The following is a 12,487-nucleotide window of genomic DNA, read 5'->3' as shown; positions in this document are numbered from 1 at the left end:
CCCACCGCGAGGAGCCGCCATGGACCCCGAGACCCTGCTGACACGGATCACCGACTATGCCAACCGCCCCAACCCCTACCCCCTGTACGCGGAACTCCGCGAGGCCGGACCCGTGGTGCGGCAGGCAGACGGCAGCTACCTGGTCGGCACCTACCACGGGATCGCCGCCCTGCTCCACGACCCGCGGATGAGTGCCGATCCCCGTACCCGTGGCGCGGTGACCCACAAGCCGCCGTTCCTGAGGCTCGACGACCCGGAGCACCACAGGCTGCGCACCCTGGCCATGCGGCCGTTCGGACCGCCGCACAGCCCGGGCCGGGTCGACGCCATGCGCGGCGAGATCGACCGGGTCACCAAGGAACTGCTGGGATCCTTCGAGGCGGGCCGGCAGATCGACGTCGTCGACGATTTCGCCTACCCGCTGCCCGTCACGGTGATCTGCCGCCTGCTCGGCGTGCCACGCGAGGACGAGCCACTGTTCCGGGCCTGGTCCGACACGATCGTCGCATCCGCCGACGTCAGGCCCGAGGGCGACTCCGCCGAGACGGACAAGGCCGGCGACCAGGCGCGGACCGAGATGGGCCTGTACCTGGTGAACCTCGCCGAACAGCGCCTCGGCCGCCCGGGCGACGACTTGCTCACCGCCTTCGCCAACGAGCCGGACCCGGCCCTGCGGCTCACGCGGGAGGAACTCGCGGAAACCGCCGTCCTGCTGCTCATCGCGGGACACGAGACCACGGTCAACCTGATCACCAACGGGGTGCTCACCCTACTGCGCCACCCGGAGCACCTGGACCACCTGCGCCGCGAACCCGACCTGCTGCCGCGAGCGGTCGAGGAACTCCTGCGCTACGAACCCCCGGTCCACATGCGCGAGCGCATTCCGCGCGACGACATCGACGTCGCCGGCACCAAGATCCCCCGAGGCGCATCCGTCATTCTGGTGCTGGCCTCGGGCAACCGTGACCCCTTGCGGTTCCACGACCCCGACCGGTTCGACCCCACCCGTCCGGACAACCAGCATCTCGGCTTCGGCAGCGGCATCCACCTGTGCTACGGCGCACCACTGGCCCGCATCGAGGCCCAAGCCGCCCTCGGCGCACTGCTCCCTCACCTCGGCGCGGCACGCCTGGTCCAGGACCCGCCCCCCTACCGACAGAACGCCATGCTCCGCGGACCCCGCCACCTGCCCCTCCACCTGTGAGGCCGCCTGGCCGCGCGGGAACATGCACCTGCCCCGGCCCCGGCCGTGCCGGACTGCCGTCCGCATGTCCCGCCCGCAACGAAGCCCCCTCCAGACGTTCTTGAAGCGCATGCATCGGTCACCCGCTACGGTCTCCGGGTGACCGAACTCCCGACCTTGCATGCCACCCGTGAGGCCTACGACGCCATCGCACCCACCTACGCGCAGCTGTTCCACGACTCCCTGCGGGACCGTCCCCTGGAGCGCGCCCTCCTGAGCGCTTTCGCCGAGCTGGTACGGGCAAACGGCGACGGTGAGGTCGCAGACCTCGGCTGTGGACCGGGGTACGTCACAGCTCACTTGCACGGGTTGGGCCTGGATGCCTTTGGTGTTGACGCCTCCCCCGTGATGGTCGAGCTCGCTCGCGAGGCGCACCCCGGACTTCGGTTCGAGGTCGGCTCGATGGCCGCACTGGACATCGAGGACGGCACGCTGGGCGGGGTGCTCTCGCGGTGGTCCGTCATCCACACCCCGCCGCAGGACGTGCCCGCCGTCCTGGCCGAGATCGCCCGGGTCCTGGCACCCGGCGGGCACCTGTTGATCGACTTCCCCGCCACTGACGGCCTCCACCACGAGACGCAGGCCTACGACCATGCGGTGGCAACGGCCTACCGCTGGTTCCCCGACCGTCTCGCCGCGCTCCTGCGCGACCACGGGTTGACTGAGACAGCCCGCACGGTGATCGAGCCGAAGCCCACCGACCAGCGGCAGTTCCAAGAGGTCCAGCTCCTCGCCTGCAAGGCGTAGACGTCGATCACGTGACGGCAACGGCTCGGACCGATGGACCGGGGATCGAACGAGATCGGCTGGGCGAGGAGCAGCCACGGCTTGGGCGTTGACCATCGCGGCATACCGGCCCGGGCGGCCATCAGCTCCTCGCGGGTGAACGGGGACTTCGAACTTGAGGATGTCTCAGTTGGACGTTGGCTGGACGCGGGGTCGTAGGCGTTCGCCCTGTGGCCCGAACATGATCAGGTATTCGACTGGTCCGTCGAGTCCGGCGTTGGCGACTCCGTGAGGGGTGCGGGTGTCGAACTCGGCGACTTCCCCGGAGGTGAGGACGAGGTCGTGTTCTCCGAGTGCCAGCCACAGCCGTCCGGACAGCACACACAGCCATTCGTACCCTTCGTGCGACGCCTGGCGCGGCCGTGGCGGCTGGTCGACGTTGGCGGGCAGGACGTGCTTGTGGGCGTGCAGGCCCCCGACGTACCGGGTCAGCGGCAGCACCGCCTTGTCGTCCACCGGACGCTGCGGGGGAGGGGTGTGCGGTTTCTCGACCGTGGCGGGCGCGGTGCCGGTCAGCTCGTCCAGGGAGACGCCGTACGCCTTCGCCAGGTGCAGCAGGAGTTCCAGGTTCGGCTTGCGCCGGCCGTTCTCGATCCGCGACAGCGTGCTGAGGGCGATGCCGGTCGTGCGGCTCACGTCGGTGAGCGTGGCTCCGTGCCGCTCGCGCACGGCCCGCAGCCGCGGCCCCATGGCGGCCAGGACCTCAGCGACGTCGTCGTCCGTCATCTCGCCCATTCTTTCTCCAACCGGTCCGTGCACCGCCCCTGTCCTGCAAGTTTGCCAAAGTGTCAAGGAAGGTCGCGTCCCCGGGCCACCGCACCGCATGATCGATGGGTAGCCGCGGCCACCTGAATCCGAGGAGAAGCCATGCACCAGCCCGTGCCGTCCGCAGACCTGCGCCACCGCCTCATCGACGCACCCGCCGGACGGCTGCACCTGGTCGAGCAGGGCACCGGGCCGCTGGTCCTGCTCGTCCACGGCTTCCCCGAGTCCTGGTACTCCTGGCGCCACCAGCTCCCGGCTCTCGCGGCGGCGGGATACCGGGCGGCCGCACTCGACGTGCGCGGCTACGGTCGCTCCTCCAAGCCGGCCGCGACGCACGAGTATCGGATGCGCGCCCTCGTGGAGGACAACCTCGCTCTCGTGCACGCCCTGGGCGAGGAGACCGCGGTGATCATCGGGCACGACTGGGGTTCGAACATCGCGGCCACCTCCGCCCTGCTCCACCCCGAGGTCTTCCGCGCGGTGGGTCTGCTGAGCGTTCCCTACGCCCCGCCCGGCGGCCCCCGCCCCAGCGACATCTTCGCGCAGATGGGCGGGGACCAGGAGTTCTACGTCTCCTACTTCCAGCAGCCGGGCCGGGCCGAAGCCGAGATCGAGCCCGACGTGCGGGGCTGGCTTGCGGGCTTCTACGCGGCCCTGTCCGCCGACACCATGCCGGCGCAAGGGGAGCCCGATCCGCACTTCGTCGGCAGCGGCGGAACCCTGCGTGACCGGTTCCCCAAGGACCGGCTGCCCTCCTGGCTCACCGAAGCCGATCTCGACCACTGCGCTGGGGAGTTCGAGCGCACCGGCATGACCGGAGCACTCAACCGCTACCGGAACATGGACCGCGACTGGGAGGACCTCACCGAATTCCATGGCTCCCCCCTCGCCCAGCCGTCCCTGTTCATCGGCGGCACCCTGGACGCCTCCACGACCTGGATGGCGGATGCGATCGACGCCTACCCGGCCACGCTTCCCGGCCTGGTCTCCTCTCACCTCCTGGACGGCTGCGGCCACTGGCTCCAGCAGGAGCGCCCCGAGGAGATCAACGGGCTGCTGACCTCCTGGCTCACATCGGTGTCTCAGTCGATGCCTCTGTGATGGCGGATGAGGGTGTCGGTCATGTCGATGAAGGCGAGGAAGTGTCCGGCCTTGCGCTCGTAGCGGCGGTGCAGGCGGCGGCAGCCCATCAGCCAGGACGAGGCGCGCTCGACCAGCCAGGGCGCTGGACGAGAAGGTCGGGGGCGAGACTCTGCATCAGGCCCACGACGGCGAACTCCGTCCCCCAGCGTGCCGACGACCGTCGAGGACTTCCTCGGCGGCGCCGGGAAGGTACCGGCGGGACGCGGTCCCGGCGCCTCTGTGCCGACCGACCGAGGCCAGGATCCACAGCTGCTCGACGTTGTCCGCCCCCAGGTCGGCGCTCAGTCGCGGGAGCGCGAGGAGCAGCGCCGTCGTGTCCAGCGCGACGAGGAAGGTCGGCAGCATGAGGAGAATCAGCCCCAGCCACGTCCGGTTGACGCGCATCCGAACCTCTCTGTTCTCTTGACATTTCGCCCGTCGGTCGGAGTGGTGGAGAGGTTCTTGACACCGGACTCGTGCGAGATCTTCCGGCGGACGACGTCAAGACGGCAGCGGCGGCTCCGACCACCAGGCGAAGAGGCCCCTGCCGGGGCTCGCGAACCACGAGGAGTACGCCATGAAGTTCCTGATCAGCCTGCACATCAACCCGGCCGTGCTGGACGCGCTGACCGACGAGGAGAAGGCGGCGATCGGCGACGGTCACAGCAAGCTCATCGAGGCGCTGAAGGAGTCCGGCGAGCTGATCAACACGCTGGCGCTGGTCGATCCGTCACAGGCCGCCGTGGTGTCCGTGGGCAACGGCCAGCCCGTGGTGACCGACGGGCCCTTCCTGGAGTCCAAGGAGTTCCTGGGCGGCTTCTACCTGATCGACTGCGAGAACAAGGAACGAGCGGTCGAGCTGGCCGCGCGGATCCCGGACGCCGCGATCGAAGGGCTGGGCGTCGAGGTGCGGCAGGTGATGTTCGCTGACGGACAATTGGAGGCATGACGGCACCGGACATCGAGGACCTGCTGCGTGAGCTCACGCCGCAGGTCCTCGGCGCGCTGGTACGACGGCACGGCCGGTTCGAAGGGTGCGAGGACGCTGTGCAGGAAGCCGTCCTCGCCGCCACCGTGCAGTGGCCGGCCGAGGGAGTACCGAACAACCCACGCGGCTGGCTGGCGACGGTCGCCTCCCGCCGGCTCATCGACCAGATGCGCAGTGACCACGCCCGCCGCGAACGGGAGGCCGCGACCGCCACGGAGGCCGCGCCCGCCGAGGTGCCGGACACCGACGACACCCTCGTCCTGCTGTTCCTGTGCTGCCATCCGACGCTGACCGCGGCCTCCCAGACCGCTCTGACACTGCGGGCGGTCGGCGGCCTGACCACCGCTGAGATCGCCCGCGCGTTCCTGGTGCCGGAGGCCACGATGGCGGCCAGGATCAGCCGGGCCAAGCAGCGCATCAAGGCCGCCGGCAGCACCTTCACCCTGCCGGGCGGCGCGGAGCTCGAGGGCCGGCTACGGGTCGTCCTGCACGTGCTCTACCTGATCTTCAACGAGGGCTACACCGCCTCCTCGGGCAGCCGGCTGCACCGCGCCGACCTCGCGCACGAGGCGATCCGGCTGACCAGGACGGTGCACGCGCGGCTGCCCGAGGACGGAGAGGTGACCGGGCTCCTGGCGCTGATGCTGCTGACCCACGCCCGCCGCACGGCACGTACGACAGCGTCCGGCGACCTGGTGCCGCTGGACGAGCAGGACCGCACCAAGTGGGACCGCGCTCTGATCGAGGAGGGCATCGAGCTGGTCAAGGCGGCGCTGGCCGGCCCGGCTCTGGGGCCTTACCAGCTGCAGGCCGCCATCGCCGCCACACACGCTGACGCGGCCACGGCCGAGGAGACCAACTGGCCACAGGTGCACGCCCTTTACCTGATCCTCGAACGGATCGCGCCCAATCCGATGGTCACCCTCAACCGCGCCATCGCGCTCGCCGAGACCGAGGGCCCTCAGGCCGGGCTCGCCCTGCTGTCCACTGTGGACGGCGACGACCGCATGGCCGGGCATCACCGGCTGCTGTCCGTACGGGCGCATCTGCTGGAGAAGACCGGCGAGGCGGCGGGGGCGTACGAGCACTATCGGCGCGCCGCGAAGGCCACCGCCAGCATCGCCGAGCGACGCTACCTGGAGTCCCGGGCCGGCCGGGTGCGCCCATAGTTCTGGAGGCGCCCACGGCGCGGTCGCGGACCGGCATCAGGGCCGTCCACGATCCACCGCCGCTCGACCGCTCGGCCGGCGGCGGCCACCGTGGACGACCCCTCCCGCAGTCCTCGCCACGTGCGGACTCAGTGCAGGCTGAACGCCGACAGACGCAGTCCCTTGCTCAGCACCAGGTAGACGTCCGTACGGCCCTTCGAGCCGGCCGTCAGCGGGGCCGTCACCGCCCCGTACGCGTACGGGGACGACGTGCCGTCGAAGCGTGCCGTACCGACGAGCCTGCCGTTGGGGGAGCCGAGGCGCACCTCCAGCGTGCCGGACGCCCCAGCCAGCTGGGCGGTCAACCGCGCAGCTCCAGAGCCCAGTTCGGTGTCCGCGAACTTCAGCCACGCCCCGTCGGCCGTCGCGGCAACCGCCGTTCCCCTCTCCTTCGACTCGTCCACCAGGCTGATCGCGCGGTAGTCGTCGAAGTTCTCGGCCCGTGTCGACTTTCCGAGGTCCCGGGGCGGGATCGTCTCACCCTGGACCTTCAGTGACGTACGCGCCCGGATGTCCGCCGACGACGCGCCGGCCATCACGTCGTACGTCCCCGTCTCCACCACCCACTTCGAGCGCGTGACGTCCCAGTGTGCGAGATCCGACGTCCCCAGCTTCAGCCGTACCGTCTTCGTCTCGCCCGGCTTCAGGGACACCCGCGTGTACGCCTTCAGCTGCCTCAGCGGCTGCTTGTCGCGGGATGTCCGCTGGTGGACGTACATCTGGACCACCTCATCGCCGGCCCGCCGGCCCGTGTTCGTCACCGCCACCTCGTAGCCGTCCGAGACCCTCTTCAGACCGCCGTAGCGGAACGTCGTGTACGACAGGCCGTAGCCGAAGGGGTACAGCGGCTGACCCTTGAAGTACTGGTAGGTGCGGTCGGACTTGATGATGTCGTAGTCGAGGATGGAGGGGAGGTCGGACGTGGACCGGTACCAGGTCTGGGTGAGGCGGCCCGCCGGATTCGCGTCGCCGTACAGGAGGTCGGCGAGGGCGTTGCCCGTCTCCTGGCCCGCGTGCGTGGTCCACAGCAGGGCCGGGACCTCCTTCTGCAGGGCCCCGAGGGTGGTGGGGTAGCTGTTCTCGACGACCACCACGGCCCGGGGGTTGGCCCGGTGGACTGCTTTGACCAGGGCTTCCTGGGAAGGGGCCAGGCCCATGTCGGTGCGGTCGTGTGCCTCGCGACCGTTGATCGCGGGCATCGAGCCGACCACCACCACGGCCGTGTCCTTGCCCTTGACCGCGGCGACCGCCTCGTCGACGCCGCTGCGGACCACGTCCTTCGCGTAGTGCGCGGCCCGGTCCTTCGCTACGAGGCCGAGCGTGCCGTCCGCGCCGGCCGGGCCGAGGTAGACCGGGCCCGACCACCAGGACTCGCCGGTTTCGTACCCGGCGTACCGCAGCAGGTACGTCCCGTCGGCCTGCCGCTCCAGCGCGAACTGCTGCTGCACGAACCAGCCGTTGGGCTGTATCTGGTCGTTGACGAAATCCGACCAGTTGTAGCCGACGTACCTGCCGTTGGCCGCCGAGCGCAGGGTGATGACGCCCGAACCCCAGTCGAACACGTCGAACTGCGTACGCGCACCGGCGTCCGCGGTCTCCTTCAGGGCCGCGCCCGCCTCGCCCGTCCCCGCCGTCACGTACTTCCCGGTCGCCGTGTCCTTCAGCGTGATCCGGTCCACGCCCTCGCTGCTCGCCACCGGCGTGCCGAGCTTGGCCGCGATGCCGTCCTTCGGGGTGACCGCGTAAGGGAGGGTGCCGGAGTACCAGTCGGTGTAGAGGGTGTCGGCGAGCGGCCCGACCACGGCGGCACTGGAGGATCTCTTCAGCGGCAGCGCACTGTCGTTCTTCAGGAGTACCGCCGCCTCGGTCGCCGCCGTGCGTGCCAGCTTCCGGTGCGCGGGGCTGTCGATGACGGACGCGTCGATCGATCCGTACCTGCCGCCGCCCGGATCGAACTCGCCGAGCCGGACGCGGATGCTCAGGATGTGACGGACGGCGGTGTCGATGTCCGAGGACTTCAGCAGACCGCTGGACAGCGCCGACTTGACGGCCGTCGTGGTCGGGCCGGGATCGGTGTCGTTGTCGGTGAAGCTGTCGATGCCGGCCTTCAGTGCCGCCGCGTCCGCCTCCGCCTGCGTGCCGTAGTACTTCTGGCTGCCCGTCAGGTTCCCGGGCGCGAAGGCGTCCGTCACGTTCACCAGATCCCGGGAGGTCCAGGTGCGCACGGTGTCGTTCAGGGCCGGGTCCACCGTGTCGGGGCGGCCGTTGACGAGGTTGTAGGAGGACATCACCCCGGTTGCCGCGTCCGCCTCGATCGCGGGCTTGAAGGCCTGCTCGTCGTACTCCTTCAGCACGCGCGGGCGCAGTTCGGAGGATGTGGTGTCGCGCTGGTACTCGTTGTTGTTGGCGAGGAAGTGCTTGAGCGTGGGAGCCGTCTTGAGGTGGTCCGGGTCGCCGCCGGTCAGACCGCTGCCGTACGCGGTGGAGATCGAGCCGGTGAGGTGGGGGTCCTCGGAGTAGCCCTCCTCGTTGCGACCCCAGCGCGGATCGCGCAGCAGGTTCACCACGGGCGCCCACAGGTTGAGGCCCCAGCCGGCCGGGCGTTCCCGCTGGAAGCCGCGCGCCTCGTCGCCGACCGCCGAGCCGACCTGCCGGACCAGCTCCGGGTCCCAGGTGGAGGCGAGCCCGATCGCCTGCGGGAATACGGTCGTCTCGCCGAGCCAGGCCACGCCGTGCAGGGCCTCGGTGCCGGTGCGGAACTCCTTCATGCCAAGGCGGGGGATCGCGGGCTCGTACTGGTGGAGGAGGGAGATCTTCTCGTCGGGCGTCAGTCGGGAGAGCAGGTCGTCGACGCGCCGGTCGACGGGCAGGCGCGGGTCGCGGAAGGGGTACACGGGGTCGTCGGCGTGTGCGGGAACGGTGGCGCAGAGGCCCGCGATCAGGGCGAGCGCCACGGCGAGGGTGGTTCTGCGTCTTCCTCTCGTGCCTTTCATGTCACGGCTCCTTCGGCCAGTGCCTTGCGGGTGAGGAACTTCAGGGGACATCGCGCGGCACCGTGCTCGCGCGTTCCGTCAACCGGGGCGGCAGGAGCGTCGCCTCGGGTACGGCCGTGCCGTCCAGCTTCTTCATCAGCAGCTCCACGGCCCGTGCGCCCAGCTCGGCGGACGGCAGGGCGACCGAGGTGACGGGGACGCGGAGGGATGCGGCGAGTTCGTCGGGGCAGATCGCGGTGACGGACAGGTCGCCGGGGACGCGCAGTCCGAGCTGCTCGAAGGCGTCGATCAGTGGCTCCAGGACCGCCTCGTTGTGCACGACCACCCCGGTCAGCGCGGGCTGCTCGCGCAGCAGCTGCTCGGCGATGTGGCGGGCGGCGGCGGGCGTGGCCTCGCACGGGTGGACGGAGGACGAGAGCCCGTTGCGGTCGGCGGCGGCCGTGAACCCCTGTACCACCCGCTGGGCGAACGCCGTCTCCCGCACGTACACCTCGGGCGGCGATCCGACCAGTGCGACGACCCGGTGCCCCAGCCCCGCCAGCCGCTCCACGCACAGCTCGCCCGCCGCCCTGAAGTCCAGGTCGACGCAGGTGAGTCCCCCGGGCTCCAGGGGGAACCCGATCATGACGGAGGGCCGGTCGAGCGACCGCAGCAACGGCAGCCGCGCGTCGCGCAGCTGTAGGTCCATGACGATCAGCGCGTCCACGAGAGCCGTGTCCGCGACCCTGCGCAGTCCCTCGTCGCCCTCCTCCTGGGTGAGCAGCAGCACGTCGTGGTCGTGCCTGCGCGCGGTGGTCACCACCGACACCGCGAACTGCATGACCACCGGGACGTGGATACCGGAGCGCAGCGGGACCACCAGCGCCAGGACGTTCGACCTGCTGCTGGCCAGAGCGCGGGCCCCGGCGTGCGGGCGGTAGCCCAACTCGCGGATGGACGCCTCGACGCGCTGCCGGGTCTCCTCGGAGATGGGGCGCTTGCCGCTGAGGGCGTACGAGACGGTGCTCGGGGAGACCCCCGCGTGCCGTGCCACGTCCGTGATCTTCACCATGGTCAGTCCAGCTCCAGTGGGGGAGGAACCATCAGGCCGACTTCAGCTCCAGCGAGAGGAATCCGGTGCCCGCGGGCGCCCGCGCGATCCGCTCCCCGCAGGCCAGCGCCCAGGGTGCGGACGGGTCGCTGCTGGAGGCCCGCAGCGTGTCGCCCTCCCGGACGACGGTGAAGGTCACGTCCCCCACGGGCACGCTCACCCGCGCCCCGCGCTCCAGCCCGTAGGTGCGCAGGGTGACCCCGTCGGCGTACGGATAGTCGGGGCGGGCGTCCACCGCGCCGACCGGGATCACCGTACCCGGCCTGACCAGCAGCGGAACGCTGGAGAATCCGTGCCGCTCGCGCACCCAGCGCGGGCCGGTCACGGTGTGCCCGCTGAGGAAGTGGGTCCAGGTGCCCTCGGGCACGTAGTACGAGACGTCCCCCTCGTCGTTGAAGGCCGGAGCGACGAGCAGATCGGGCCCGAGCATGTACTGCCGCTCCAGATGCGCGCACCCGGGGTCGTCCGGGAACTCCAGCACCATCGCCCGCATCATCGGCACCCCCTCCGCGCGGGCGGTGCGGGCGGCCTCGTACAGGTACGGCATGAGGCGCATCTTCAGCCGGGTGAACAGCCTGAGGACGTCCACGGCCTCCTCGTCGAACAGCCAGGGCACGCGGTACGACGAGGAGCCGTGCAGCCGGCTGTGCGAGGACAGCAACCCGAAGGCGATCCACCGTTTGAACAGGGCCGGGGTCGGGGTGCCCTCGAAGCCGCCGATGTCGTGGCTCCAGAACCCGAACCCCGACAGGCCGAGGCTGAGCCCGCCGCGCAGCGACTCGGCCATCGACTCGTAGGTGGCCTCGCAGTCGCCGCCCCAGTGCACGGGGAAGCGCTGGCTTCCGGCGGTCGCCGAGCGTGCGAAGACGACGGCTTCGTCCTCGCCCCGGTGCTTGCGCAGCACTTCGAATACGGTGCGGTTGTACAGGTACGTGTAGTAGTTGTGCATCCGTTCCGGGTCCGAGCCGTCCGCGTAGGCCACGTCGACCGGGATCCGTTCGCCGAAGTCGGTCTTGAAGCAGTCGACGCCCTGTGCGAGCAGCGCCTCCAGTTTGGACGCGTACCAGTCGCGGGCGGCCGGGCTGGTGAAGTCGACGAGCGCCATGCCCGGCTGCCACAGGTCCCACTGCCACACGCTGCCGTCGCGCTTCCTGAGCAGATGGCCCAGGGCCTTTCCCTCGGCGAAGAGGGGCGAGCGCTGCGCGATGTACGGGTTGATCCAGACGCAGATGTGGAGGCCCTTGGCCTTGAGCCGGGCCAGCATGCCCTCCGGGTCGGGGAACACCCGCGGATCCCACTGGAAGTCGCACCAGTTGAACTCGCGCATCCAGAAGCAGTCGAAGTGGAAGACGGACACCGGCAGTTCGCGTTCCCTCATGCCGTCGATGAAGGAGGTGACGGTGGCCTCGTCGTACGAGGTGGTGAAGGAGGTGGACAGCCACAGGCCGAAGGACCAGGTGGGCGGGAGCGCTGGGCGGCCGGTGAGGGCCGTGTAGGTGCGCAGGATGTCCTTCGGGGTGGGCCCGTGGATGACGTAGTACGTCAGCTGCTGGCTCTCCACGCTGAACTGGACCCGGGACACCGCCTCCGAGCCGACTTCGAAGGACACCTTGCCCGGATGGTCGACGAAGACGCCGTATCCCGCGTTCGTCAGGTAGAACGGGGCGTTCTTGTAGGCCTGTTCGGTCGCCGTGCCGCCGTCGGCGTTCCACATGTCGACGACCTGGCCGTTCTTGACGAGCGGCCCGAAGCGTTCGCCGAGCCCGTACACCGAGGTGCCGATCCCCAGGCCCAACTGCTCGCGCAGGTAGTGGGCGCCGTCGGCGTCGCGCATGATGCCCATGCCCTTGGGGCCGCTGCTGGTGAGGACACGGCCGTGGGCGAGGAAGTCGACGTGCCAGGGGCCGGTGCGGGCGACGCGCACCGACAGGGTTCCGGAGGTGAGGGTGGCGTACTCGTCGTCGTACTCGACCTGCGCCGTGCCGCCTTCCGGGGGACGTCCCTCGGGCCCCGGAAGGTCGTCCCGCCGCACCTCGAACCGCGGCACCCGGGGCTGCTCGCCCTGGAAGTGGGTGATGGTGAGGCCGATGACGTTCGGCATCGGCGCGTGCGCGCTGATCGTCACGACCGGTCCTTTCAGCAGGTCGCCGCGGTGGCGGATCGGCTGGGTCGGCGCGTGGATCTCCAGGGCTCCCGGGGAGGCGGTCACGTCCAGGACCTCGACCGGGTGGGCCGCGGTGACGCCTTCGCGCAGCAGCCAGTAGCCGTCGGTGAACTTCAAACGTGTACTCC

Annotated in this window: 10 protein-coding genes and 1 pseudogene; 5 read left to right on the top strand and 6 right to left on the bottom strand. The window is 70.3% G+C overall.

Annotated features, from left to right (window positions below; translation table 11 throughout):
- The first annotated feature begins 19 nt into the window (after window positions 1-19).
- Window positions 20-1,204: a cytochrome P450 gene (locus ACIQMV_RS24710; RefSeq protein ID WP_402595593.1), complete on the top strand. Its 1,185-nt coding sequence runs from the start codon at window positions 20-22 to the stop codon at window positions 1,202-1,204.
- Window positions 1,205-1,342: 138 nt separating this feature from the next.
- A complete protein-coding gene (locus ACIQMV_RS24705) occupies window positions 1,343-1,990 on the top strand; it encodes a class I SAM-dependent DNA methyltransferase (RefSeq protein ID WP_402595592.1) in 648 nt (215 codons plus the stop codon).
- A 165-nt stretch (window positions 1,991-2,155) separates the two neighbouring features.
- Here ACIQMV_RS24705 and ACIQMV_RS24700 read toward each other — a convergent pair whose 3' ends face one another.
- Window positions 2,156-2,755, bottom strand: a complete 600-nt coding sequence (locus ACIQMV_RS24700; protein WP_402595590.1) for a helix-turn-helix domain-containing protein — start codon at window positions 2,753-2,755, stop codon at window positions 2,156-2,158.
- 141 nt (window positions 2,756-2,896) lie between these two features.
- On the opposite strand from ACIQMV_RS24700, the gene ACIQMV_RS24695 reads away from it, so the two are divergent.
- A complete protein-coding gene (locus ACIQMV_RS24695) occupies window positions 2,897-3,895 on the top strand; it encodes an alpha/beta fold hydrolase (protein WP_402595588.1) in 999 nt (332 codons plus the stop codon).
- Here ACIQMV_RS24695 and ACIQMV_RS24690 read toward each other — a convergent pair.
- Both ACIQMV_RS24690 and ACIQMV_RS24685 read right to left on the bottom strand, forming a co-directional pair.
- A pseudogene (locus ACIQMV_RS24690) lies at window positions 3,877-4,014 on the bottom strand (IS5/IS1182 family transposase); the annotation flags it as partial. The gene ACIQMV_RS24695 and the pseudogene ACIQMV_RS24690 sit on opposite strands and share 19 nt — an antisense overlap.
- A 37-nt stretch (window positions 4,015-4,051) precedes the next feature.
- On the bottom strand, window positions 4,052-4,321 hold the full coding sequence (locus tag ACIQMV_RS24685; protein WP_402595586.1) for a hypothetical protein: 270 nt from the start codon (window positions 4,319-4,321) through the stop codon (window positions 4,052-4,054).
- A gap of 172 nt (window positions 4,322-4,493) precedes the next feature.
- Here ACIQMV_RS24685 and ACIQMV_RS24680 point away from each other — a divergent pair, with 172 nt between their 5' ends.
- Both ACIQMV_RS24680 and ACIQMV_RS24675 read left to right on the top strand, forming a co-directional pair.
- Window positions 4,494-4,865: a YciI family protein gene (locus tag ACIQMV_RS24680; RefSeq protein WP_141367745.1), complete on the top strand. Its 372-nt coding sequence runs from the start codon at window positions 4,494-4,496 to the stop codon at window positions 4,863-4,865.
- The gene (locus tag ACIQMV_RS24675; protein WP_402595583.1) at window positions 4,862-6,073 is read left to right on the top strand and encodes an RNA polymerase sigma factor; all 1,212 of its coding nucleotides are present in this window, start codon (window positions 4,862-4,864) and stop codon (window positions 6,071-6,073) included. Before ACIQMV_RS24680 ends, ACIQMV_RS24675 begins: the two co-directional genes overlap by 4 nt.
- Before the next feature lie 128 nt (window positions 6,074-6,201).
- On the opposite strand, the gene ACIQMV_RS24670 is transcribed toward ACIQMV_RS24675, so the two are convergent.
- From ACIQMV_RS24670 to yicI, 3 genes are read right to left on the bottom strand one after another with little or no spacing between them, the layout of a single operon-like run.
- Window positions 6,202-9,105, bottom strand: a complete 2,904-nt coding sequence (locus ACIQMV_RS24670) for a glycoside hydrolase family 3 C-terminal domain-containing protein (protein ID WP_402595581.1) — start codon at window positions 9,103-9,105, stop codon at window positions 6,202-6,204.
- Between the two features lie 40 nt (window positions 9,106-9,145).
- Window positions 9,146-10,156 carry a LacI family DNA-binding transcriptional regulator gene (locus ACIQMV_RS24665; protein WP_402595579.1) on the bottom strand — a complete coding sequence of 337 codons (1,011 nt, stop codon included), beginning with the start codon at window positions 10,154-10,156 and terminating at the stop codon, window positions 9,146-9,148.
- A 31-nt stretch (window positions 10,157-10,187) separates the two neighbouring features.
- A complete protein-coding gene (gene yicI, locus ACIQMV_RS24660) occupies window positions 10,188-12,476 on the bottom strand; it encodes an alpha-xylosidase (RefSeq protein WP_402595577.1) in 2,289 nt (762 codons plus the stop codon).
- Window positions 12,477-12,487: the final 11 nt, after the last annotated feature.

It is taken from the genome of Streptomyces sp. NPDC091412 (assembly GCF_044756885.1).
Classification (GTDB): domain Bacteria; phylum Actinomycetota; class Actinomycetes; order Streptomycetales; family Streptomycetaceae; genus Streptomyces.
The sequence above is the reverse complement of the archived record's forward strand: the minus strand, read 5'-3'. Positions and strand labels throughout refer to the sequence as shown.